The sequence below is a fragment of the Paenibacillus sp. IHBB 10380 genome (genome assembly GCF_000949425.1).
Taxonomy (GTDB): domain Bacteria; phylum Bacillota; class Bacilli; order Paenibacillales; family Paenibacillaceae; genus Paenibacillus_AQ.
Genome location: NZ_CP010976.1, coordinates 3733060 through 3754855 on the forward strand (window position 1 = coordinate 3733060; position 21796 = coordinate 3754855).

Annotated in this window: 27 protein-coding genes; all 27 read right to left on the reverse strand. The window is 41.1% G+C overall.

Annotation, left to right across the window (positions count from 1 at the left end; translation table 11 throughout):
- Positions 1-3: 3 nt before the first annotated feature.
- The 27 genes from UB51_RS16715 to UB51_RS29065 all read right to left on the reverse strand — a co-directional run bounded on the left by UB51_RS16715 (position 4) and on the right by UB51_RS29065 (position 21782).
- Entirely contained in the window at positions 4-681 is a 678-nt protein-coding gene (locus UB51_RS16715) for a LysM peptidoglycan-binding domain-containing protein (protein ID WP_044878283.1), read from the reverse strand.
- On the reverse strand, positions 674-3115 hold the full coding sequence (locus UB51_RS16720; protein ID WP_052675978.1) for a hypothetical protein: 2442 nt from the start codon (positions 3113-3115) through the stop codon (positions 674-676). Before UB51_RS16720 ends, UB51_RS16715 begins: the two co-directional genes overlap by 8 nt.
- Before the next feature lie 266 nt (positions 3116-3381).
- Positions 3382-3804: a phage tail assembly chaperone gene (locus tag UB51_RS16725; RefSeq protein ID WP_044878284.1), complete on the reverse strand. Its 423-nt coding sequence runs from the start codon at positions 3802-3804 to the stop codon at positions 3382-3384.
- Positions 3805-3827: 23 nt separating this feature from the next.
- Positions 3828-4292: a phage tail tube protein gene (locus UB51_RS16730; RefSeq protein WP_044878285.1), complete on the reverse strand. Its 465-nt coding sequence runs from the start codon at positions 4290-4292 to the stop codon at positions 3828-3830.
- 1 nt (position 4293) lies between these two features.
- The gene (locus UB51_RS16735) at positions 4294-5610 is read right to left on the reverse strand and encodes a phage tail sheath family protein (RefSeq protein ID WP_044878286.1); all 1317 of its coding nucleotides are present in this window, start codon (positions 5608-5610) and stop codon (positions 4294-4296) included.
- Position 5611: 1 nt separating this feature from the next.
- Positions 5612-5794 carry a hypothetical protein gene (locus tag UB51_RS16740; RefSeq protein WP_044878287.1) on the reverse strand — a complete coding sequence of 61 codons (183 nt, stop codon included), beginning with the start codon at positions 5792-5794 and terminating at the stop codon, positions 5612-5614.
- Complete coding sequence (locus tag UB51_RS16745) at positions 5787-6212, reverse strand: phage tail terminator family protein (RefSeq protein ID WP_044878288.1); 426 nt, start codon at positions 6210-6212, stop codon at positions 5787-5789. The genes UB51_RS16740 and UB51_RS16745 overlap by 8 nt, the downstream gene beginning before the upstream one ends.
- 13 nt (positions 6213-6225) lie before the next feature.
- On the reverse strand, positions 6226-6639 hold the full coding sequence (locus tag UB51_RS16750) for an HK97 gp10 family phage protein (RefSeq protein WP_044878289.1): 414 nt from the start codon (positions 6637-6639) through the stop codon (positions 6226-6228).
- On the reverse strand, positions 6639-6995 hold the full coding sequence (locus tag UB51_RS16755) for a hypothetical protein (protein ID WP_044878290.1): 357 nt from the start codon (positions 6993-6995) through the stop codon (positions 6639-6641). Before UB51_RS16755 ends, UB51_RS16750 begins: the two co-directional genes overlap by 1 nt.
- A complete protein-coding gene (locus tag UB51_RS16760; RefSeq protein WP_044878291.1) occupies positions 6996-7373 on the reverse strand; it encodes a hypothetical protein in 378 nt (125 codons plus the stop codon).
- A 30-nt stretch (positions 7374-7403) separates the two neighbouring features.
- Positions 7404-7670 (reverse strand): hypothetical protein, encoded by a 267-nt coding sequence (locus tag UB51_RS16765; protein WP_044880228.1) that lies wholly within the window; start codon positions 7668-7670, stop codon positions 7404-7406.
- A gap of 12 nt (positions 7671-7682) precedes the next feature.
- Positions 7683-8675 (reverse strand): major capsid protein, encoded by a 993-nt coding sequence (locus tag UB51_RS16770; protein ID WP_044878292.1) that lies wholly within the window; start codon positions 8673-8675, stop codon positions 7683-7685.
- 26 nt (positions 8676-8701) lie between these two features.
- Positions 8702-9055 (reverse strand): hypothetical protein, encoded by a 354-nt coding sequence (locus UB51_RS16775; protein ID WP_044878293.1) that lies wholly within the window; start codon positions 9053-9055, stop codon positions 8702-8704.
- Positions 9056-9057: 2 nt separating this feature from the next.
- Positions 9058-9651 (reverse strand): phage scaffolding protein, encoded by a 594-nt coding sequence (locus UB51_RS16780; RefSeq protein WP_044878294.1) that lies wholly within the window; start codon positions 9649-9651, stop codon positions 9058-9060.
- Between the two features lie 135 nt (positions 9652-9786).
- A complete protein-coding gene (locus tag UB51_RS16785) occupies positions 9787-10020 on the reverse strand; it encodes a hypothetical protein (RefSeq protein ID WP_044878295.1) in 234 nt (77 codons plus the stop codon).
- Positions 10021-10022: 2 nt separating this feature from the next.
- Positions 10023-11600, reverse strand: coding sequence for a minor capsid protein (locus UB51_RS27250; RefSeq protein ID WP_082063166.1), 1578 nt, complete (start codon positions 11598-11600; stop codon positions 10023-10025).
- On the reverse strand, positions 11597-13063 hold the full coding sequence (locus UB51_RS16795) for a phage portal protein (RefSeq protein ID WP_234405456.1): 1467 nt from the start codon (positions 13061-13063) through the stop codon (positions 11597-11599). The genes UB51_RS27250 and UB51_RS16795 overlap by 4 nt, the downstream gene beginning before the upstream one ends.
- Before the next feature lie 15 nt (positions 13064-13078).
- Positions 13079-14353: a PBSX family phage terminase large subunit gene (locus UB51_RS16800; protein ID WP_044878296.1), complete on the reverse strand. Its 1275-nt coding sequence runs from the start codon at positions 14351-14353 to the stop codon at positions 13079-13081.
- On the reverse strand, positions 14340-15245 hold the full coding sequence (gene terS / locus UB51_RS16805; protein WP_082063167.1) for a phage terminase small subunit: 906 nt from the start codon (positions 15243-15245) through the stop codon (positions 14340-14342). The genes UB51_RS16800 and terS overlap by 14 nt, the downstream gene beginning before the upstream one ends.
- A gap of 281 nt (positions 15246-15526) precedes the next feature.
- Positions 15527-15742, reverse strand: coding sequence for a hypothetical protein (locus tag UB51_RS16810; protein ID WP_044878297.1), 216 nt, complete (start codon positions 15740-15742; stop codon positions 15527-15529).
- Positions 15743-15958: 216 nt separating this feature from the next.
- Positions 15959-16831, reverse strand: coding sequence for a phosphotransferase family protein (locus UB51_RS16815; RefSeq protein ID WP_044878298.1), 873 nt, complete (start codon positions 16829-16831; stop codon positions 15959-15961).
- Positions 16832-16964: 133 nt separating this feature from the next.
- The gene (locus UB51_RS16820) at positions 16965-18263 is read right to left on the reverse strand and encodes a site-specific DNA-methyltransferase (RefSeq protein WP_044878299.1); all 1299 of its coding nucleotides are present in this window, start codon (positions 18261-18263) and stop codon (positions 16965-16967) included.
- A gap of 200 nt (positions 18264-18463) precedes the next feature.
- The gene (locus UB51_RS16825; protein WP_234405457.1) at positions 18464-19138 is read right to left on the reverse strand and encodes a hypothetical protein; all 675 of its coding nucleotides are present in this window, start codon (positions 19136-19138) and stop codon (positions 18464-18466) included.
- A gap of 54 nt (positions 19139-19192) precedes the next feature.
- Positions 19193-19477: a hypothetical protein gene (locus tag UB51_RS16830; protein ID WP_044878301.1), complete on the reverse strand. Its 285-nt coding sequence runs from the start codon at positions 19475-19477 to the stop codon at positions 19193-19195.
- A 302-nt stretch (positions 19478-19779) separates the two neighbouring features.
- A complete protein-coding gene (locus UB51_RS16835) occupies positions 19780-20532 on the reverse strand; it encodes a TRADD-N-associated membrane domain-containing protein (protein WP_052675979.1) in 753 nt (250 codons plus the stop codon).
- Positions 20533-20736: 204 nt separating this feature from the next.
- The gene (locus UB51_RS16840; protein ID WP_044878302.1) at positions 20737-21228 is read right to left on the reverse strand and encodes a hypothetical protein; all 492 of its coding nucleotides are present in this window, start codon (positions 21226-21228) and stop codon (positions 20737-20739) included.
- A gap of 137 nt (positions 21229-21365) precedes the next feature.
- A complete protein-coding gene (locus tag UB51_RS29065; protein ID WP_234405458.1) occupies positions 21366-21782 on the reverse strand; it encodes a hypothetical protein in 417 nt (138 codons plus the stop codon).
- Positions 21783-21796: the final 14 nt, after the last annotated feature.

A 21796-nucleotide genomic window follows, 5' to 3' on the forward strand; every position in this document is an offset into this window, starting at 1 on the left:
TGATCACCCCGGGAGTTTAATTACGGTCCCTATTTTCAGTTTTTTGGACTGGGCATCCGTAATACCGTTTAATTTCTGAATCTCTTTATATCTCGATCCGTCACCTAAATTCTTTTTAGCGATAATGAATAAGGTATCACCACTCTTAACGGTGACCGTTTTCGCCTTAGCTCTTTCATCAGCTCTCTTAGGTTTCGTTTTGGTTGCGGTCTTCTTAGTGCCACTTGCCGTTGCTTTCTTGGCAAATGTCACCTTCTTAGCAGCGTAAAATACAAATTCTTTCAATGAAATTTCGTATTCCCAATCGCCCACTGCGCCCCCGACCTCTTTGTAATTAAAGTCTTCTATTGATGCAGGGATATTTATTTGTAAACTGTCACTCACGTAAATAAAACGTATTGGACGCTTTTTGTTCATCCAATCTTCAATGCGTTGGATAAAATCCGCTGGACCATCAAAACCGCCGGACTGTATTGCATTTGACATATCAGCAGGGAATACACCACTAAAACTAATCTCTTTCAGTTTGGGAGCTTTGATAACGTTTATTTCACCTAATCCTGCAACATCATGCGTTTCTCCCTGTCCTGCCCCCTCAATCTCTATTTCCTCAGGGAGGACAGGGATTTGAAAGAACACCTCATGGTTGTTATAACTCAATTCAATACTATACTCAGCCATTGGAGAACACCCCTTTAGCACTCGCCGCAATCTCATTCTGAAGTCCAGTTTTAATTTTTGATACAATGGAATCTAGGTTGTCTCCGTTTGTTATCGGGCCTGTTTTAACTTGTACGGTAGGTGTCAAGGTTGTGAAGTATTGAATATTTTTCATCTCCGCAAGGTCACGCATTACTTTTAAGTCCTCACTAGAGATATCAACCGGCTTTTCGACTTTACCGACTTTATCTACTTTGCCGATATTCTTTTTCTTTTTACCGTCGTCCCCGTTTGCCTTTTGTGCTGCATCTGCGGCTTTGTTCCAAGCTGATAAATCATTATTTTTATTCACTTTCGGCAATGACATATCTAAACTCTTTGAAAAATTAGAACCACTTTTGTATCCAGAGTCGAATTGATTTTTGAGATTTTTAGCCTCCATCCGATCAAAGTTAACAACATTCTTGGTGCTTGTCGGCTTTTCCCAACTATCAATCATGCCTTGCATCTTGTCGGACACAGAGTTGATATTTTCAACGTCAAACATGTCTGCTGTTCCTAAATCAACGCCTGTCATGTCTGATATTTTCTTACTCAGCCAGTTAAAACCTTTAAGCACGCCATTTATTCCACCAAGGATTGTTTTCATAAACCCACCAGCAAAATCTTCTGCACTACGAAGCATGTTAACCATCTGGCCACCGAACGTTACAGCCAAATCGTAAATGAGCTTTTCTATTGCGTACACAGGATCAATGAATATATTGTTCATAAATTCCGCAACAGACGCAATGATGTTCCATATTAGCGCCACTTTATTATAGATGACAGCATACAGAATCCCGAACAATCCTCCGATGAACCCAAGCACGTCCGAAAATGTAAAGCCAGCTCTTTGTATCATAAATACAAGTCCGCCGATTGCAGCGGCAACAACGAGGATAGGCCATGTAACTGCTAGCCAAGCCACGGCCGATGCAATGAGAGGCGGTATCATGGCCCAGAGCCATGGTATAACTAACATAGCGATTGCTGCACCTATTCCGGCTAGGATTGAACTGACCAACGACCAGTGAGTCTGAATAACTTCCCACAGCCACATTGCACCATTCGCAAAGCCCACTACAAGTGTTGTCACCCATGCTAGCCCAGTACTTAATCCATCGAAAAATGACTGGAATGTTCCAGCCTTAAAAGCTTCATTAATCATTGTAATTAACGGTAGGAGGGCCTGAACCGCTGCGTCGCCAGCATTCGCAAATGTGGATCTAACATTATTCCCTAAGGTTTCCAATTGCTTGGCTGGACTTGCCATCATAGTATCAAAAGCCGCTTGACCCATCTTTTGTTTTTCAAGTAGTTTATCGAACGCTTTGATAAATCCATCCATGTCACCAGCTTTACCAAGATCATCAATGTTAAAGGCTCTAATGTCTGTCTTAGACATATTAAAGCGTTCGGCAAGTGAAACAATGTCACCTGACATAGCTTCTTTCAACGCAAATGTAGCTCCTTCTATGCCGTTGCCCGCACTATCAAAAGCGTTCATTCGTTGAGCAAGATTATTAAGTTGTTTGAGGTGGTCTGTATTTTGGGTCGTTGAGAAGAATGACAGCGTCCCTTGAAGCGACTTGTTAACATCTTGACCAGCGGCTAATGCATCCTTTTTAAATTGGTCAAACATCGCCGTACCGATTCGAGCGTCGCCAGTCCGTGCAATGAACATATCTTGCATTTTCTGCTGTTCCATTGATCCACCAATTGTTGATTCAATTAGTTTCTTAGCACCAGCAATTGATAAGTAGGTAGCTGCAATCGCTTTTAAATTTGATAGCATTCCACCCGATGCCCGCCCACCGTCTCGGATTCGATCATTGAGTTGATCCTGCAACCTAATAAGTTGAGCTTCAAGAGCGGCAATTCTTTGTAGTGCGTTTTGAAGCTGCGCAGCATCTGCTCCACTTGTCGTGCGTAACTGTCTGACTGCTCGGATCAATTGGAGCACCAACCGTTGTAGATTTCCAAACATAGCTTCTAGCTGCGCCGGCATCTCCAAACGTATCCGCGCAATAATGTTGTTTAACTGTTGGTCTATTTGAGACCGTATAAGTCGCGCTTGCCCCACAATGTCTCCAGCATTTAACGTTATGTTAACAACAGACTGCGTGAACATGCCTCTCACTCGATTTTGTATCTGTACTATTTTTCGCTCAACATCTTGTGCATTTATCATTATGTTTATAACGGCGCCTGATCCCAATCTACTTGCTTGATTGCGAATTTGCTCTACTTGTCGTAACGCGCTAGATGCATCTATGTTTACCGTCATTTGTCGTGAGAGTGATGCTTGTAACTTATTGCTCTCCCTGACTGTATTCTGCAAAGCCGTATTTACCGCATTTAGTGGTCTAGAAAACCTATCAAACAGCTCTAACCCAGTGCTTACTGTACCCAAGGCCATTCTCCTTTCCACATAGAAAAAGCGCCTGTTCTTAGGCGCCTTAATGTAATAATAATAATAATAATTGCAATGCTATCAATTTTTACGACTCTTACCTTTATTCTTTGCTTGTTCTTTTTTTTCGGCTTCGATTTTAACTGCGATCATGGCATATATTGCTGCTCTTTCCTCTATCCGCATGTTCATTAAATCGTGAGGGAGGATTTTTAATTCATGGAGAGCGTAGTAAGCTAGATTAGCCTCACTATCGCCCTCCTCTATTAGTTTTTTACTTCTTCAATCAACCCGTTTACGTCACGGTCAAAACCGTTCATTTCCGTGATCCTTTCCATCAGGTTTCCAAACTCTCCTGGTAGCAACATTACACGCAATAACTTCTCTGCCCCTATTACACCGTAAGATTTTTGAATCTCTGCATTCTTTAGATCTGGAAAAGTCACACAAGCAACAACCAATTTCGAAAGATATTCATTCTGATCAACATCAGATGTATAAACGCCGCCCTTACCCTTCGTTTTCTTAGTTGCAGACTTTCTTAACTCTTGGTTCTCTTCCTCGCTGATCGAACGTAGTTTCCACTTCACTGGCTTATCATCTTTATCCTTGAACCTTGGAGATACTGCAAATTCTTCTGCCACCTCAACTGCTACATTTTGCGCAAAAAACATACTTAAATCATTCATACATAATTCCTCCTATTATTTTATTAACCCAATGTTGGGGCTTTGAATTGGTCTAGCACATCTACATCGTCAAACGTAAAGTCAGCATCTTCTTCAAGTATTTCGCTTTCTGTATCGACTTTCGTCATGATCACACTATCTAAGTTAACGCTTCTCAGAACTACAGTTTGCTTACCGATAGAGGATCCTCCATCCTCATTTACAACCGTGATATCAAAGTAGGTATCTTTACCTGTCTTGATATAGTCCAGCATCATTTGTCGGAAGCGAGAAGTAACATAATAGATCGTCATGCTTCCTGTGCCTGTCCAGCCATTAGCTTTATGCTGTGTTCCGCGTTTACCTAACATTTTTGCATCGGTTTTGTTTTTCTCAACGGTGGCTTCTAAAGTTTTAACGTAAAACATTTCTTCTACCTGACCATTGATCGTGGCGTACGCTCGTCCCTCTTGTCCGCTGATCGTGTCTCCTGCTTTAAGAAATGACATATTACTTCACCTTCAATCTAAAGTATATTTTTTCGATAGAATCTACTGGCTGAGGGAAGCTTTCTGCATATACTGAGTCAGATTCATCACCTTGAACAAATGTAATGTCGTTCTGTGCATCGAAATTTTGAATGGCGTTAATCTCTTGATATTTATTAAATAAGCTGATTGATTCACTTCTTAGTAAATTACGGCCATCACTAGTATTGTCTATTTGACCAACATAGAATTTCTCAAATATCCTCTTAATATCATTCGCTAAACCATCTAGTACCCTGATAACACGATTCTTTCTAAATCTTTTATCCTTTTTAACCGTGAAGCTGTGCAAAGTATTGATATCCTGTTCTACAATCGCTCTGCCATCACTTGCAGTAAATACAAACTCTCCAGCGTTTAAGGCTGCTATGATCTGACTGTTGGTGTAACGTGGTATAACGTCTACTGCATCGTCATAAGCACTATAGGTGAGCGCTTCATTAACATTAGCTGCTGCTGTGGCTCCTGCCACCCACGCGACTGCTTGTGCGTTCGTTATTGTTGTGCCATCGGATAAGATGACACCGTTTTTGACGCTTATCACGCCTTCGTAATCAGCCAGAGGGTAGCTCGGCATTACTACTTGTATGTTTTTGCCTTCATCTTCTTTCAGACGCTTAACAAAGGCTGTGTACACTGATTTCAGTTGTGCTTCATCGGTAGTAAGTCCAACGGTGTTGAAGTCTTGCAACTCAACTGCGGCAAGGAATGCTGTGTGATCTGCATTTGTCACTGTGCCATTGGCACCACCTGTAAGCGGAAGCCCTGCTGTAACCGATAAGTTGCCTGTGTCGCTAAACACTACCCAATCATTTGACTCAAGCCCTGAAATGCCTGAAACGATTTGCGTGTCTACTACTACTCCTGAAACGAGCGTATTAACGTCGAACTTATCAGGGTCATCTATGTTGGTCTGGATGATGACTGAAACATCATTGCCGCGCACGCCACTGTATTTAGCCGTTACAGTCAAATCAGTTAGTGTTGCGATAGCCTTAACGCCTTCGTTCAAACGATACAAGAGCAATGTCTTAGCTCGTTTAAGTGACTCTTTGACTAATAGTAATGAAGTATCTGTTATGTCATATCCAAGCGCGTCGAAGGTGTCGGCTCCTGACTCTACAGTAATAAGCTGTTTAGATGGCCCCCAAGGCAATGTAAGAGCTAATGCTGTAATGCCACGCTCCCCTAAAGTTCCAAGCGGTTTCGGCACTGAGCTAGTTTCGATATATACACCTGGTCTTACTTTGTTTTGAGTTACGAATGTTCCTCCAGCCACGTTACTTCACTTCCTTCTTTAAAAAAGTATTTGTGATCGCCTTAACCTCTTCAATCGTGTATGTCTTACCATCTTCTAAGAGTCCGTTCAGAACATCTTGATTCTCTGCGAACTTCTTAGATTCCGTAATCTGTGACTTGGTATACCCTTGGGTAACTACCGGCTTATCTTCAGCTTTAGCCATTTTTAATAAATCCCTCCTCAGTGAGAGTTTGCATTTTCGGTACAGCTTCTTTAGGTCTCATAATGTGGAAATCGTATGAGACGAAAAAGTGAAGCACACCGTCAATAATTTCGTGATTCATCTTAGACCCATGGTGTGGACCTGATATCCATTCCAGTACGTCATATAACTTTTCAGCTACATCATGCATCTCCTTATTGGCATCTTCCACTGACAAAGGGAAGTAATGCACATCGAATGTGTGATAGCGTTTATAGCGTCTGCCAAACTCCTTATCCTGCGCGACGGGAAAAAGCTTAACAAAAAAGCAAGGCTCAACTAAGCCCTGCTTGATCTCTTCTTCATAAATGGTTGCACTAGGAAAGCTCTGGCTCAACTTTAATATCACACCATCAAGCACATTGTTTATAGTTACCATGGCTTCACCTCTATTAACCTCCTAGTAATCTTTCGATAAATTCAACTTGCCTCATCTCAAGATATCTAGGTAATTCACGTTCTATTTCCTGCATAGATATCGTCGCCATGAATCGTCCAGATACCCAACCAGTTAAGTCTTTACCAGTACGGTGACCATTCTCGATATAGCTTGCATATTCAAGGTTGTTGGATATCTCAACAACATACGCGTTCCCAACCTTTCTTACCTCGCCAACCTTCCAACGCCTCCGTAGGTCGCCTGTATCCACAGGGGTACGCATCTTAATCTTTCCTTCAGCACGGTATGCCATTTCAAAAAGAAAATCATGCATAAACTGATCTGCAAGGTTTCGATCTACTGCCCCTTTGAACCTAGCAGCCAATTGTTCTAGTTGAGAGAAGTCAAAGCTCCCTAAGCCTGACATTAGGCTTTATCCTTACGCTGTAAACTAACTTCTTGGTGTGTTGAGTAGGGGAAAGGTTCTCCAGCCACGTATAGGTGTGCTAGAGTCCCACGCGTTACGTTAATAGTGTCACCTTGCTTGATCTCTATGTCAGGTGAGATAAAAAGCTTTGTTTCGTACGAGATGTTGTTGGATGATTCGGTTTGTCCATTACTACCTAAGGCCTTTTGAGAGATTCGGCAAGGCGTGTCCGCATGAACCATTTGAAGTTCTTGCTTAGTGCTTCCATTTGGCTGTTTAACGGGCCCATATCGACTAATTGTACATTTGTCCTCGTATAACTTCTCTATTGCCCTACGTTGCCTTCTTACGTTCATTTACCACACCACCCTGCGATAGCGTACTAGGTCGTTGTGGTGACCTATCATTGCCGTTTGGACAGCAGAGCCAATTGAACCATTCGATCCCGAACCAGCAGCTACTGAAGTGTCACCGATCTTCACTGTTTCCCCACCACCTAAGAAGTCGTCTAACTCTTCGATGTGGCCTTGTTGTGCAGAAAAGGCACCCATTGTAATGGATGCCCATGTGTATAGTAGTGCTTCAGGTATCTGACTGATCGATGAACAATTAATATAATTCATGATGTGATATCCAGCCTCGTCAATATAGGAACTCATGAGAAGGTCATGCTTTTCTGGTAGGTTCCAACGCCGCTTAATGATTGCTTCTACCTTTTCGGTGAGCTCATCCATACTTTAGCCCTCCTAAGAGAGCAGGGGTTATTAAACCGCTGCCGCTTTTTCTAATATAATTGCAAGGATGTCCTCTTTCTTGGTCGCCTTACCCAGATCGATTTCTTTTGACTTGGCATATTCCCTGAGTTCGTCTAGGCTCATTTCAGAAATGTTAGTCTCGATAGGTTGTTCCATGTTTTCAATAGCCTTCAACCCAATCAAACGCTCAGCATCTTCAATGTTCAATTCTATTTCTCCGGATGCAAGAATAACCCCAGCATGAAGCACCGGGGCAATGATATTATATTTTTTCATCTCTTTTCCTCCTTAGACCGTTAGGCGATAAACTTCGCTCGGTTTTTTAATACCTACAAACGCCGATTCACCAACATAAATTTCTTCGGATGGTGGTGGTCCTTCTTTGACAATTGGTAACACGTAGATACCAGGTTCGAAATTCTTCTCTACTGTCGGTCCGTGTACTGTGATAATTGGCTGTGCGCCTAGTAACACAACTGTACGCGCTTGTAATAGGCGGGTTGGAGTTTCACCCTCTACCGAGATCTGATCATCATTAACGCGGATGACAATAGGGGCATCAGCAATTTGCGTGATCAACGCTTCAACTTGTGCCCGTGAAGGCAACATTGAGTTATTAACCCCGAAAATAGCGCCTCTCACTTGTTGATTAAGAGTGATGTCCATAAGAGCATCGCCCGACATATCGATGTAGCGTGGAGCCACACCGGCATTTTTATCTTTGTATGCTTTTACCGCAACTCTTAAATCATCAATCGGTGTGGATGTAGCTCGGTTAGTCCAAGGTGTTGTAACTGCCACCTTTGGAACCAATCCAAAGTTTACATCTACTTTAATATTGTTTTGAGATGTAAAGGTGATAATACCCTCGTACAAAGCTTGTGCTCGCAACCATTCCTCTGCATCATTAACACCTTCGATCAATCTATCAGTTTGATCGTAAATTCGTTGGATTGCTCGTTCGCGCTCGTTATTAACTCGTGGATTGGTGAACTTAAGCTGTTCGCGTTCATCGATTCGGATACCGTGTTGAATCTTTGCCACATCCTGCGTAACTGTCTTGAGTCCTTGTTTGTCACGCAAAGGCGCGCCTGAATTCCAACCTGTAATAGCAGCACTAGGAGCATACGTTTGAGTAAATACATCATAGTCAAAGCTAAGATCGTAAGTTGTATCAAACTCACTAAGTGCTTTAAGTAAATATTGACGTGGCATAAGCCTATTTTCTACGTACCCCAAAAATTGCGGCTGTTTAAATTGATCAAGAGATAAAATTCCCATTATTTATTTCACCCTTCCTTTTCTGTTTAGAAGTAGCGGTAACGTGGTCCCGCCGTTGTTTTGAATTTTTCTGTAACACCTGTGAGTTTACTTGCAACAACAAGAGCCTCTTCCCAAGCACCTACAATGACAGTTTCTTGAGCAGACGCAATAAACACATCGTGATTAGTCAGGTATGGTTTGCCTACATCTGCATCATCCCATGGTTTGCATAGGCTGTTTGCCCCCATCGATACAGCGGTACCAGCTTTAACCATTGCCCCTGCTGTAAACTTCGAACCGTCCAACGTAAGCCCTGCAACCTTCGCAATAGATCCGTTAACGGTATATAAAATTTCCACTTGCGAACCATATTCTTTAACTCTTGGATTCAAATTCATTGTTATTCACTACCTTTCTGGTTTCTTTGTTCTGCAAATGACTTTCCGACTGCATATCCTTCTGTTGGCGCTTCTGTCTTTGCGCTGCCTTCTGGTGGCTTGGCACCTTTAAACATCGGTGCTGTTTCTTCCTTTTTCTCAGCAAACAAAAAAGCCTTCGATTCACGAAGACTCTTGATCTGTTCGTCCAGTCCTGATTTAACATTACCGGAGTCATCTAATTCAATTTTCCCTCGATCTAGCAATCCAGCGACTAAATCAGGATCGTGTGTATCAGAAGCAAGCGCCAGCTTTAACGCTGTGTTGATTCTTAATGTCTTTACCTCAGCTTCGTACTTCTCGGATGCAATTTTGTTATCATCCTGCAGCTTCGTGATCTGCTCTTTCAGCTCCTCACTGGTTCCTGCTGTTGTCTTGAGCACTTCAAGTTGCTTCTCGTTTTCCTTTACAGTTCCTTTAAGTGTCTTATTCTCCTCGGACACCTCTTCGAAGCGATGTTTAGGAATATACGTCTTAAGTTCTTCCTGTGAAGCATTTGCTGCTTTTGTGGCTTGCTCCTCACTAATTCCTAATGCTATAAATTGGTCCTTGTTCATATTCTTTCCCTCCATCTTCGCTTTTGTATCCCGGTCTCGTCCGGTGATGGCCGCCCTGTTATATGCCATACGACAGGGCAGAGTCTTTAGTAGACATAATAAAAAGCACCCCTACCAGTTATGGTTGAAAGTGCTTTATTTGAAGAATTGTTCTAAATCTATTTCGGATTTCACATAGACCGCATTCACGTAATAGTCATTATGGACAGTAACCGAGGATTCGCCGAGTTTGTAATATTGAACTTTACTATCATCAACATCATGTAATAGTTCCTTTTTAATTAGCCCTGGAATCTTCTTTTCAAAAGCAAAACATTGTTTTTCAAAGATAGCCTCGTCTGCTTGATTACATATGTTGTATTCAATCATGGTCAATCCTCCAATCCTAAGGATTTATTAACTTGCTTGTTCACCGTCTGTGAGCTCCTGATTATATCTGTGTATGAGTCCGTCTCATTGAGTCCGTATTTCTTTTTCTTATGAGCTATCAATTCCTCAAAGGTTTGATTCGGACGTGTTTCATTTAATGTGTCTGCACCTACTCTATCACTCATCATTGACCGCGCTTCAGTCCTGTATTTATTCCTTAAGGAGTGCGCTTGGATAGCTTGTTCCTTAATACTTTTACTTGTGTTTAGTTTATTTGGGATATTTTTATCATGATGCATATACCACTCTCTTACTTCCTTATCCCCAAACATACCGTAAAAGGATTTTCGATAATCTTTAGAGTTCAAAACTTTTTGTTTTTGACCTTTTAATGTGTTCCATTTCTCACTATTAGTATACTTTAAATCTTGATATTCAACAAAGTTTTTCGCTCCCAAGTCTTTGCCAAATATACGTTTATATTTATCGTACTCTTTCTTATCATTAGCTTCATTAGTAGCTTTCTTTTTCATGGTCTCTACTTCGTCTTTGCCGTATTTATCTACAACATGTTTTTGATACCATTCTTCATACTTCATATCAGCAGGTACATTATAGGTGCTACCGTCAGGATCACGTGCAATCCGTTCGCCAACACTCTCATCATCAAAGGATGCAACAGTCGTTGTACGGCATCGTGGATGAAAGGGAGGATAATTAACATTAACTTCTCTTTCAGACAATAGAAACACCTTTCCATCCATACTACGACAGATAGAGCTTGTCCGAAGATCCAGTGTTGCCAATACCTCGTATCGCTTAACAACACCACTTTCTTTATACCCCTCCGCTGTTGCTTGACCAGCGAAAAAAGCACTCTCGGTCTGAATCAATCGTTCCGCATTAGAGCGTGATACATCAAATCGTCCCATCATGTCTTTTACCATGCGGTCAATTGAATCACCACGGATAAACGACTGTGAAAGCTTAGTGGATAACTCTTGTCTAAGCTTAGTTCTATCACCCCAAATCCTTTGTGACCAGTTGTTACCATCTAGCTGAGCACCTAATACAGCAATCAACCCGGTTTGCTCTATAGCAGCAAAAGGAACGCCCATTCCAACTCCGGTCTGGACTGCATGGAGTGTGCGGTAATAAGTATCTGTATAGACATCCCCAAGTAGTTTCTCCGTACTTTGTTGACGGCTTCCTACCAATATCTCAACCTGCTGGTTGATCTGAGTTTGTAACGCCTCTAGCCGAGTCACACGAGTCTTATAGTAAACATTATTTAACTCTTGTGTCCATTTGCCATCTACATTATCTTTTGCTTTCTCGGTAAATTCTTCTAGAGTCATTTTAAACTCTTTCAATTCGCCCTTAGTTAGCTGCTTACGAGCTTCCGCCATCGTAACTTCATTGTTGGTCGCATAGCGTTGATAGAAGACCTCAATGTCTCTTTGCATGCTCTTCATAGCTCTGTCGTATTCTTTGCGTTGTGCAACCTCAAAAGCATCTGCCTTTATAAATTGGCGACGAGCTATCTGCTCACTCCGCTTTTTCCAGTAGTCTGGCTTCATTCTTCATCAGCTACTTTTGGGATAGATGTTTGACCAGTAACACCCAAGCTAGGGTAATCATCCATGACCGACTCTTGATCTTTCTTTTTGCGATCTAACTCAGCTTGTGTATCGGTTGTCCATGGATGATTAGCAACGATGGTTTCATCTGAAAGTATCCCTACACTATCTTTAGCATTTTTCACAGCCTCAGTTTCATTGATCAAGATATCCCTATTAAATAGGATGTCTACGCTAATATCTGAGTAGTCAACCTTAGTAGTATTAAATAAGTGTTGATCAATAAACCATATCAACTGCTCTAATCCGGCTTGGAACTCACTTTCTATATCATTAGCATCTAAGTCTAGATCCCCATAACTGAAGCGAATGGCCGTGCCTGATTTATCCTGAGCAAAGTCCTCTGATTGTGTATCTAGCCCACGCCCAAACTCATAGATGCTTTTACGCAACATACCTACATGAGTCTTAAAGGCTTCAGTGTCGATATCAAGGCTGAGTGTGTCTACGTCTCCATCACCACTAACTTTAATAGCTCGATACAGCGATACATTCTTCCGGAACTCTCCTAAGTTAGCACCATCATAGTTTTTTAACACAAAGATATCCTCAGGCAAATCCTCGATGTTATCGGCATTTCCTGACATGGTTTTATCGTAGTTATCTACTAATGACTTCACCACTTGCACTAGGGGCATTTCCAAGTCGTTGTATTTAAACGGTATGAAGGGTATCTGTTCCCAATTCAAAGGTTGTTCAACACCTTCTCCCACAACGGCGAAATGGCTTGTATCTGCACCTACATCTTCATCAGGGATGAGCTGACCTGTAACGCGCGGATCTATCTTGTATCTCTTTACGCCTTCCAGACTCCAGAACTCAACCTTGGTAATCGTGATTTTATTCTTAGCCTCATAGACTTCAACCTCGTAGAACCTTATGATTGCGTCCAATTCTGTGTGTGCTGCATCCTTCCACAATGGCACAACTTCCTCAGATGGTATGAGCTTAAAAGAAAGCTCCCCTTTATCGTTGTAATATACCTGAATCCACCCGATGCCTTTATTGATGGCATTCCTGCCTACATTACGTAGTAGTCGCTTGAATGATTTACCTAGATAGCCCTCTAATGCTGTCTTATAGGCTTCATTTCCATCCGCTTGAATGCCGAACGGTTTAGATAGTAGATAGCCTACCTTTTGATCAACTAACTTACGGACATAGCCGTGCACTAGTTTGTTATTAGCTAGGTGAGGCACTTCCACTATGCGACCACCTTCGCCTATCCCTGTTCTGCGCTTCTCTAAAATATCGTGGTCCAGCCCATAATACTCTTGTCCGATAAGCATTAACTTACGACGATTCGAACCTTTGAAATCATTCATTTCCTGAGTAATGATCTCCCGCAATGTCATTGGTGCATTGTCATCTAGATTACGAATAATATCCTGTGTTGTATTCAAATTTTAGCCTCCTATCTAATCGAATGAGAATGTTGCTTCACGGAATAGAATTGTATTAACGAAATAACGATCACCATCCATTTGGTGGTCGTTTTCCTTTAACGGTTTGTCCTCGCCACGATCCGCTGCCTTGTCGTCCCAGACATAGGAATTGTACTCACGAAACGTTTCTGTGCAGCAATCGTTATACATAATCATTTCTTGATTTAGTGCGGTAGCCACATTACGTATTCCGTCAATAACATCATTGTTTGCCTTAATAACACGAAACTTTGCACGTTTTTTTATTGTGGCAATAAAAGAAGCAGCTGAAGGGTCAACAATCACACCTTTCACTGCTTTATTTCCAATAAAATCTATGAGATCGTCATAATATTCCTCATCCGTCTTTTGTTTGCCTTTAGAACGTCCGTCATAGTGGTACTCCTTTGCCTTGTACCATACGCCCTTATGAATACCCCACAGTCCAAACGTAGTGGGATTCTGCGTGCCATAGTCACAACTGATGTAGTATTGAGAATATGGCCGATCGATAGTCGGTTTTATGTGCTTGTCACTATCGAACATGTCATAGATGACACCTTCAGCCATTACCCAAAGTCCAAGGATGTAACGTTTAAAGAACACGCCTGAAAACATACGCTTGAATCGCTCTTTGACTCTATCAGACAATGACAAATTGTCCTCCAATGTAAAATGCAGGACATATGCTTTCTTCTGTTTATGTTTATCAATAAACTCTTTCTTAAACCAGTGATATGGTCCTTCTGGGTTGCAGTTAAAGAATTGTTTTGCTCCATTACCATCAGTCTCAGCCGAACACCGACCAATTGCCTGATCAACAAACGATCGAGGAAATAACGCTACCTCATCCAGGTATGCACCTGCTGCTGTTAAGCCTTGCAGTGTATCTTGACTAGACTCATTGTTTGCCCCAAATAGATAATAAGTGTTTGTGCCAATAACAACATGGGGATTTTCCGACCTATGATAGTAATAATCTATGTCTTTAGCTGTCAGTATCTTAAACATTGGCTCTAGTACGTTACGTTTCAGCGCACCCATTGATTTACCTGCGAGGATAAAGTTCTGATCTCGATGTTTAGCTAACGACCAAGTTATGAACGAATCAATGCAAGCAATTGTCTTGCCTGATCTGATAGCTCCCTCAGCTATGACCATATCATAATCCTTATAAGGGCTATCATTCGTCCACCACATAAGCAACTTCTTTTGTTTTAAGCTAAATGGCTTAAATTTAAATGAGGTGGTTCGCTTACGTCTCTTCATCGTTGTTCACCTCATCTGCAAAGACTGCTGCAGCTTGGGCATTCAATGCATTTTCGTAATTGTTGCCCTGCTCATGCGGATCTACATCATCTTCACCTCTTAATTCACGCAGCTCAAGCTTCAATTTATCAATACGAAGTTGTTTTTCCTCGTCGACGGCAATCAGCCTGTTCTTAAGTTCTATAGCCTTAATCTTCTGATTCTGAACACGAGTAAGAGCTTCCTCCAGCTTAATGATGTCGTCGATGGTCCTGTACTCAGTCTCTTCGACTTGTGTCTCTACCATCTCAGTCTTGGTGACTGGTACCGACTTTGTTATACCGGTCTTTTCGTCATGGACTGTCATGACATCCTTGATAGCCTTGAGTTCATTCAATACCCGACGTTGTCTCTCGGTTAGTCCATTCATGAGACGTTGGATCCGCTGCAGCATACGCCGTTCTCGAATAGTAAGAAGATAGATCGTTTCATCAGCTTGTTGAATCGGATCAGTATCGATAAGCTCAATCAGGTCCTGCTCGTCCTCCTCTAATGCGTCCATCCAGATCGTTTCATACTCTCCAGTAGTGACAGCCTTCTTATTACCAAGAGGGCCACCCGATCCCCCCTTATTACCGATGGCATTCTGGTTTCCAGGCGGTGCGCCCCCACGATTTCCTACAGCGTTTGTGTTCCCTTTGGGAGCACCACGTTTATGTGGAACGTTCCCTTTAGTCTCAAGTGGAGCGTTCCCTTTGAGATCGTCTTCCCATCGGTCCAGTGATTTCCACTTCCGGACCTTACTTTCCCCAACAGAAAGAGCAGCGGCGATGTCTTTAAGCTTCATCGTCCCGCTGCTCTCCAGCCACATCTTTTTAGCCTTGTCCCGTTCAGGACTTCGTTCTCTGGCCATGTTACATTTCACCACCCCCAAATTCTTCGAAAAGTGAAACTATTTGAATTATTATGCGTAAATATATGTGTAAGAGGAAGGGGTCGATTATTTTGGGCAAACTTTTGACCGTCTCTCACCTCCAACAATTTTACTCGCTACTGCGAGTTGCGATCTTTCAAGAGAGATATTGACCGTTTTGACCATGTTAGGTCAGAAAAACATTTGAAAGAGGGGCTAAATCGGCGACGATTAGTTCTCGGAGGTTACTTCTATTAATATAGGCCAAATTGGCCTTTTTTTTATATTTCATCCTTCTGCAATTCGATATCTATTTCAATCAATTTCTTCAGGTCATCCACCGTCTTGATCTCAATCCGTCCATCCTGAAAGTCCTTGACCCACTTGGCTATTCCAGCCTTAACGATCTTCCGATACTGTGCTTTTGACTCCAGGATACCGGCCATGATTTCAAGCTCATGCTGCAACATTAAATTATTTTCATCTGGTGTTCCCATTTACGTATCCCTCAGCTTTCCGTTATGATGGAATGCGAGATAGCGGATCTCTGCAAAATGCCACGCGTGGCGCGCCGCTATCTCAGCCGGGGGATACCCTGGGTGATTCGGAGGACGTTAACGCGTCCTCCTTTTAATTTGTCTGGGTATAAGAAAACCGCCCCATATCAGGCGGTTGATTCTAAACTATCGTTCCTCGTTAGTGGAGCAAGACATCTATCTATAATCTTTAATTCCATTTTCAAAGGCTTGCCTATCGTTATTCTCAAACCCATGTAGTGCTTCTTGCAATGCAAATGTACTTTTATAAAATTTCACACGCTCAAAAATTTCAGTTCCGTTGGGATATAGGTTAATGCACATATTGAAAAAATCTTCACCGTAGCTGGAAAATATTCCAGCAAAGTCATACGCTGGGTCTCCTAAACCAGAACCACCAAAATCTATTATCCCTGAAATCATACTTGTTTCTGGATTCCATAAGATGTTAGATGCTCCGAAATCTCCGTGTAAAAGCGTTATATTTAAATTTGAGAATGCTTCCCCTTTTAGAAACGTTTCAAAAGATTGTGATATTTCATTTTGAGCGTCTTTTCTGATAAAAGGAAATAATTTATTTTGAATCTTATCATACAGGTTATACATCTCTTCACGAGGATTACGAACCTTTAGATTCAAATCTCGACTTGCTTTTTCTCCTGGAATAGAATGGAGTTCTACAAGAAAAGAAACAAGTTGTTTTGCCAACCCTTTAACCAATTCAACACTCTTAACACCTGTTAAACTTTCCTTCCACAAAGGAACACCATCTATTAGGTTATAGCCAGTGAAGACCTTACCTGGTTCTAACTCTTCAAAAGACTGATAAATTGGATTCGGAATAGAAGTGGAGACGATACCTTTAATGTATTTCAAAATTTCCGTCTCTCTTCTTAATTGAATTATTCCATTTTTATATTTCGGAAATCTAAATACCAAAGATTTATTAACAATTAACACATCATTGTTTTGTCCAATGTCATTAAGATAATAGTCTTCAATGCATAGGTCAGGATAAACCCCTTTAATGATTTCAATAAATTTATTCATAAAAAAACTCCCTTTAATGGTTATTTCTATTGGTCGAATTCTACATTTCCTGTCCAAACCCTTCTTTCTGATTTCTTCACTAAACTGCCCGTTAGCTTAATAAGAAAATAAACAACAAAACTTAAGCCTATTTTTAAGCTACGGGATCAGCATGATGAATCAGAACTGGATCAACACCGGTGGCTTCCTGGTATCGCTTTTTAATGACATCACAGAAGATCGGATCCAGTTCCATTGTCCGGCATGTCCGACCAAGCTGGTCACAAGTCATTAGAGTGGATCCACTACCACCGAAGAAATCTAGAACCTCATCGCCTTGCTTGCTGCTGTTCCTAATTGGAATAGCTAGGAGCTCTAGTGGCTTCTGTGTAGGATGCACGTATTTACTAACGTCACCTTTTGAAACCTCCCAAATCGTCTCAGGCAACTGCTCCTCCATTGGTAAACCAGACTTCCAAACTGTAGTCTGACAACGATCGCCATACCAAGCAGGAGCCTTCCCTTTAATATGTGCATAAAACACTGGCTCATGTTTGAAGCGATACTGTGCCCATCCGAACGTGGCCGCATTCTTTACCCAAATGCACTGGCAGCGAGCGATAATACCTGCAGCGTTCATAGCTTCCTCAAACTCCCGTTGATAGGATGAGGGATGAAAGACATATATAGCTGCAGTCGGATCCATGACAGCAGCATATCGCTCGAAGACTGCATGCAAAAAGCCCACAAATTCCTCTGCAGGCATATCATCGTTTATTATGGAGCTGCGACCGTCGGCTGATAAACGAGCAGAACTGCTTTCTACTGCTACATTGTAAGGCGGGTCCGTTACAACCAGTGCCGTCTTCTTACCGTCCATAAGCCGGTTAACATCTTCCTCACTAGTAGAGTCACCACACATTAGGATATGTCGGCCAAGTTGCCACACATCACCACGTTGCGTCTCGGGTTCTTTGATGTTATCCAGGGCTTGCTGTACGTCGAAATCATCCTCAGTGACTGGTTTCTGTATATCAGGAGTATCCGACAGGCTACTAATCAACTCTTCTATTTCCTCAAACTCAAATCCTGATAAAGAAATATCGGCTCCACTTACCTGCAGGTCATCCAATAATCTGGCCAGTGCTTCATCATCCCAGCGACCAGAGACTTTATTTAGCGCAATGTTCAGTAGCTTCTCTTGTTGATCGTCTAAGTCCACAACGGATACGTCAAGCTCTGTATGACCCAGCTCATTAACCATAATCTTATAACGTTGATGACCGCCAACCATATTCCCTGTACGTTCATTCCAAATGATCGGATCGATGTAACCGAATTGTTCAATGGATCTCTTTAATTTCTCATATTCGGGATCTCCTGGCTGAAGGTCAACACGAGGGTTATAAGTAGCTGCATTAATCTTATCGATAGTAATAGTCCTGATGTCCATATTTATGACTCCTTTGAGTTAAGTTGGTTTTTCATATAGGTGAGACGAAAACAGACTCACACGCCAACGCAATGGCACGTTCCTGACGTTTTCTATCCTTCGTCCAGTATTTATATAATAAGAACACACGCTCCTGAAATGAGCTTATACAGTGTCAAGAAGACAAAAGAAAAAGCACCCGTTAAAGGTGCCACTTGTTTTCAAAAGGAATCTAATCCCTCTTTAACTATTTGAGCTCTTTCGTACCCAGCTATACGATGGATAATAATAACAAAATAGAAAATCAAAAGAACAAAAAGAAATACCATTTCGATAGCAGCGCCAATTATATTAATTTCCTTGCCTTCTGTGGGATATAAAGCAATTCCTAAAGATGGAAAAATAAATCCGGTCACAATCGCCATAGCTATCGAAACCACAGCCACAATAACTGGCAGCCCGTTTTTTCTTATTTCAACATCAGCGTTAACATATTTTTTTAATTTTAAGATTTCATCGTCTTCCAATCTCTCTTTTTTTAAAATATCAATTACTTGATTAAGATAATCCCATTGTGAAACTCTACGTTTCTTTTTTAATAATTTCCCTCGATAAATTTCATAGATTCTATGGTCTTTATCTGGTGTCGCATCTTTATAAAACATCAGGTACATAGTAGCAAATGGACCACCAATAAAGCACCAGACAAACCTATGAAATCCTCTCATATTTTTCAATGAATAGATATAAATATTCGCTACACCTAGAAAACAATAAATAATATACGCCCAAATGTTAATATCTATCTCCCCCCAAATAACATCTTTCGACATCAGGAAGGATTCACCTTCTTCACACACTTCTGCCAACTGCAAAATTGCTTTGTTCCGGTCCATTCTCCCCAATAGCACCGCTGGCATTTCTTAGGCTGCTTAAAATCCGGTGGATCCTTAAGCCTCTTTAACTTCTTCATCACTTTTCCTCCGTTTTAAAATTACCGCCTGTCCTTCACTCTCAGGAATTTGATCTAGCTTTTTATTCAGAGAGCGTTGGGTCTTGTAAAGAAGTGTCCTTGGTGTAGTCTTCAACGCCTTACATACATCACCGATCTTCCTGCTATTACCTTCTTCCAGCAAATAAGCAAGTAATCGCTGCTCTTTCTTTGTAAGCCCATACGGATCTGTCAAAATCTCTGCAACCTCAGTACAGGTCATTTCAACTTCTTCTAAAACCACTGTTATCACCTTCCTTAATAAAAATGAACAATAAAAAAGCCGCCCCATTAGGAACGACTTCGTCTGAATATGTACGATATTTGTTAAAACAATTTCGATAATTGAAAATTACGATACGTTTCTAATGAATTGCGTCCGTATCGTCCGCAGCAAAAACGCTTTGCTCTTTGCTTTAAAGGCATACGTACTTTGTTACAAAGAAGGACAAGAACATTTTAACAAGCTTCTGAAACTTGAGTCAAACTAAGCATCGCTAGTTTTATGACAGTTAGTTCGATCAATCGGCTTTTCTCTTAGAATCTTTAACTTTTTTCAAAAGTTTCTTCATTCTCAGTTCTAATTGTAGATAGTGCCAATTTGGCCCATGTACGCTCTCTTAAACTTTCATCAAAAATTTGGGAAATTAAAAAATTACTAAAATGTAGGTGATGAGTTGCTACTAGTCTATTATGAAAAATATTAAGCGATTTAACAGTTTCAGAGTACATCTTCAAAAATATCACTGCAATAAAATTTGTCAAAATACCTGTTATTCCGCCTGTTGTTGCAATTATCACATTATTACCACTTTCGGAGCCATTAAATACAAGAACTAATGTTAGTATAATTATTGCCATACCAGCAACTAGACTTATTATTCCTACTAGGAAAATCCATTTGCTTTGGCTCAAAGACTGATCATAATATCTTTTTATCTCACTTTGATGTACTCTGAATTGTTTTTCTGCTCTTAACTCCATAGAATCTGTCCCTATTCTAAGGAGATCAATTTCATTTTTTATATCAAATATTTGTTTATCAAATTGTGAACTTGGATCAATAATAACCATAATGGGATACATAAAAGTTGCAATCCCTAACCCTATTGCACTTATTGTATTGGTTTTACTATCCATTCCAAGAGAAAACAAGAAGCTTACAATAATTAAAATAAGGACGAAGCAAAACATCAACATTATAAGTCGATTTATTTGTTTCTTCCTTCTCTTTCTTTTCTCCAACAATGTCAATTCTTCCTGCAAAAAGACAGACCTGATTTCACCAAAATCGTCCACTAGATTTTCACTCTCCTTACTTCTATTTATCGGAGAATGTAATCTGTTTTTTTATAGAATTAAAGACGAGAAGAGTTACGCCCCAGTTAAGTGCCACATTCATGCAGCTGTGCGTGTCATTCTCGCCTATTTCTACAATACAAATATAACAAATTAGAATCATCAAGTGGTCTTCAATAAGTCCCGAAATATCCCACATTGTCGTCAAAATTTCTCGCTAATTTCTTCAAAGAATCCTGAGAGCTTCAAAGTGTTGGCAATTGATACAATGCCGTCATCGATGCGCCGATCCACTGTACTATGAGCAACCCCTCGACGCATAAACATAATTGTCTCTTTGCGGCTGTAACCTTTAATGAATCTGATATCTATTGCTTCTTTGGCATCATCGTCCAGAATCTGACTATGTGCCCGATCGATCATAAGCTTATATTTACGGTACTGGTTGTACACCCACTTTTGCTTTTCTATAAGAATAACAGCGTTGGCCGTTTTATCAGCATGAAGATCTTCCTGATCTATCCGTCTTGCTACCTCGCCATCTATGGCCACTTGTTTCATTTCTCTTTCATAGTTCTCAAAATCAGTCATGAAGAGTGTCATAGATTTATATTTTCCGAGGTAGAATTCGGTTTGCTGTATTTCTTCCTTCGACGCTATTGCAAAGAGCTCCCCTTGTCCCCACACCATAGCCATTCCCCTCATTCCCCTTCGTATGTTATATTTGAATGAGGATGAAGGAACCATTTACCGATTGACCCCCACGCCCGGCCAGGTATTGGGGGTCTTTGCTGTTTGGTTATTTTTATTGTGTATAAATTTCATACTGTGCATTAAGATACGCTTCTACTTTCGATTAAGCTTGTGACGCTCACTTTGCAATCTTCGGGGTATAAATCGTCATCGTTTGCGATGTCCTCCACATCGGTAAACATTCGGTATGTCAAGTCACAGAAAAGTTCATAGCTAACTAACCCTTCCCTCTTGAATACCTTAATCCGGTTCTTGTATTTGTAGATATACTCAATACCGAACTCAGCCCACATCTTCAAAAGCAACAATTCCAATTCATTCATAGATTTAACATCCCCCGGCTTAATGGTTGGTAATGGGATAGGATCCGGTGCCAACTCTCCAAGCGTGATCGCATCTGTGAGGTTGTCAAATGCTACAGTGGCGTTCTTGCTTTCCCAAAACCCTTCTGCTAATGGGCTAGTTTCGATCCATTCTAGAATTTTAGCTGCATCCACCGTCATCCTTGGTT

Excerpts from the sequence above, each read along its gene's own strand:
- UB51_RS16780 (WP_044878294.1), bottom strand. The coding sequence starts at position 9,651 with ATGAACAAGGACCAATTTATAGCATTAGGAATTAGTGAGGAGCAAGCC.
- UB51_RS16815 (WP_044878298.1), bottom strand. The coding sequence starts at position 16,831 with ATGAATAAATTTATTGAAATCATTAAAGGGGTTTATCCTGACCTATGC.
- UB51_RS16770 (WP_044878292.1), bottom strand. The coding sequence starts at position 8,675 with ATGGGAATTTTATCTCTTGATCAATTTAAACAGCCGCAATTTTTGGGG.
- terS (WP_082063167.1), bottom strand. The coding sequence starts at position 15,245 with ATGGCCAGAGAACGAAGTCCTGAACGGGACAAGGCTAAAAAGATGTGG.
- UB51_RS16755 (WP_044878290.1), bottom strand. The coding sequence starts at position 6,995 with ATGAACGTAAGAAGGCAACGTAGGGCAATAGAGAAGTTATACGAGGAC.
- UB51_RS16745 (WP_044878288.1), bottom strand. The coding sequence starts at position 6,212 with ATGGTAACTATAAACAATGTGCTTGATGGTGTGATATTAAAGTTGAGC.
- UB51_RS16840 (WP_044878302.1), bottom strand. The coding sequence starts at position 21,228 with ATGGCTATGGTGTGGGGACAAGGGGAGCTCTTTGCAATAGCGTCGAAG.
- UB51_RS16725 (WP_044878284.1), bottom strand. The coding sequence starts at position 3,804 with ATGAATGATTTAAGTATGTTTTTTGCGCAAAATGTAGCAGTTGAGGTG.
- UB51_RS16810 (WP_044878297.1), bottom strand. The coding sequence starts at position 15,742 with ATGGGAACACCAGATGAAAATAATTTAATGTTGCAGCATGAGCTTGAA.
- UB51_RS16750 (WP_044878289.1), bottom strand. The coding sequence starts at position 6,639 with ATGTCAGGCTTAGGGAGCTTTGACTTCTCTCAACTAGAACAATTGGCT.
- UB51_RS16765 (WP_044880228.1), bottom strand. The coding sequence starts at position 7,670 with ATGAAAAAATATAATATCATTGCCCCGGTGCTTCATGCTGGGGTTATT.
- UB51_RS16775 (WP_044878293.1), bottom strand. The coding sequence starts at position 9,055 with ATGAATTTGAATCCAAGAGTTAAAGAATATGGTTCGCAAGTGGAAATT.
- UB51_RS16730 (WP_044878285.1), bottom strand. The coding sequence starts at position 4,292 with ATGTCATTTCTTAAAGCAGGAGACACGATCAGCGGACAAGAGGGACGA.
- UB51_RS16800 (WP_044878296.1), bottom strand. The coding sequence starts at position 14,353 with ATGAAGAGACGTAAGCGAACCACCTCATTTAAATTTAAGCCATTTAGC.
- UB51_RS16785 (WP_044878295.1), bottom strand. The coding sequence starts at position 10,020 with ATGATTGAATACAACATATGTAATCAAGCAGACGAGGCTATCTTTGAA.
- UB51_RS16740 (WP_044878287.1), bottom strand. The coding sequence starts at position 5,794 with ATGGCTAAAGCTGAAGATAAGCCGGTAGTTACCCAAGGGTATACCAAG.
- UB51_RS16820 (WP_044878299.1), bottom strand. The coding sequence starts at position 18,263 with ATGGACATCAGGACTATTACTATCGATAAGATTAATGCAGCTACTTAT.
- UB51_RS27250 (WP_082063166.1), bottom strand. The coding sequence starts at position 11,600 with ATGAAGCCAGACTACTGGAAAAAGCGGAGTGAGCAGATAGCTCGTCGC.
- UB51_RS16825 (WP_234405457.1), bottom strand. The coding sequence starts at position 19,138 with ATGGACCGGAACAAAGCAATTTTGCAGTTGGCAGAAGTGTGTGAAGAA.
- UB51_RS16760 (WP_044878291.1), bottom strand. The coding sequence starts at position 7,373 with ATGGATGAGCTCACCGAAAAGGTAGAAGCAATCATTAAGCGGCGTTGG.
- UB51_RS16715 (WP_044878283.1), bottom strand. The coding sequence starts at position 681 with ATGGCTGAGTATAGTATTGAATTGAGTTATAACAACCATGAGGTGTTC.